Annotated in this window: 1 protein-coding gene and 1 pseudogene; both read left to right on the top strand. The window is 75.4% G+C overall.

The features are described from left to right. A pseudogene (locus AB0O00_RS41185) lies at nt 1-422 on the top strand (hypothetical protein); the annotation flags it as partial. Nucleotides 423-557: 135 nt separating this feature from the next. Continuing rightward, entirely contained in the window at nt 558-890 is a 333-nt protein-coding gene (locus AB0O00_RS41180) for a putative quinol monooxygenase (RefSeq protein ID WP_363659768.1), read from the top strand. Nucleotides 891-1,073: the final 183 nt, after the last annotated feature.

The following is a 1,073-nucleotide window of genomic DNA, read 5'->3' as shown; positions in this document are numbered from 1 at the left end:
GGCCCGTGGCCGTGATCCTGCGGTACGGCTTGGGGCTCGGGCGGGGCTCCTGGTACGTGCGGGGCGGCCGGTTGGTGGACCGGCTGCGGCGGGGCGAGCTCGCCGCGGACGGCTCCGTCACGTCGTTCCTGCACGTCACGGACGCGGCCCGGGCGGCGGTCGCGGCGCTGCACTGGCCGAGCGGCGCGGTCAACATCGTGGACGACGAGCCGGCGCCCGCGCACACGTGGATGCCTGTCCTCGCCCGCGCGCTCGATGCGCCCGCGCCCGAGCGGGCCACCGGCTGTCCCCGCTGGGCGCGCGGCGCGGGCGGCGGCCTCGCGCGGACCGCGTACGGCTGGCGGCCGACGGAGGGCTCGTGGCGCGCGTGCTTCGAGCGGCTGGCCTTCGAGCGGCTGGGCGGCGTCCCGGCGGGCGCGTAGCCGAGCCGGAGCCCGCGACGGCGCGTTTTCCGGCCTGGCCGGAATCCCGGCCGCCCGCGTTTCGCGCGGTGCCGGGCGGGCGGTCACGGTGTGGAGGCATTCCCGTACCGGCCGCGCCCACCCGAAAGGCATCCCATGATCTTCATCACCGTGAAGTTCGCCGTCCGCCCCGAACTCAGCGCGCAGTGGCTCGACATCGTCCACGACTTCACCGAGGCCACCCGCGCCGAGCCGGGCAACCTCTTCTACGAGTGGTCGCGCAGCGTGGACGACCCCGACGAGTACGTCCTCGTCGAGGGCTTCCGCGACGGCGAGGCCGGCCAGGCCCACGTCGAGTCCGCGCACTTCCGCGAGGCCATGGAGAAGCTGTCCCACGCGGTCGCCGCCCGGCCGAAGATCATCAGCGTCGACCTCCCCGACCGCGACGGCTGGGACCTGATGGGCGAGCTCGCGCCCCGCGAGTCCTGAGGCCGGGAGGCTCGAACCAGGGGGCCGGTGACCGCGCCGACCGGATCACCGGCACACTGGAACGATCACGAAGGACGAGCACGAGGAGCAGCACCCCATGACCGGTCAGACCGGGCCGCGCGCCGCGGACCGCACCCTGGAGGTGCTCGAACTCGTCGCCCGGGCGACCGCGCCGGTCTCCGC

Origin of the sequence: Kitasatospora sp. NPDC093558 (assembly GCF_040683475.1) — a bacterium.
Classification (GTDB): domain Bacteria; phylum Actinomycetota; class Actinomycetes; order Streptomycetales; family Streptomycetaceae; genus Kitasatospora.
Note: the sequence above shows the minus strand (reverse complement) of the source record. Positions and strands in the feature narration are given on the sequence as shown.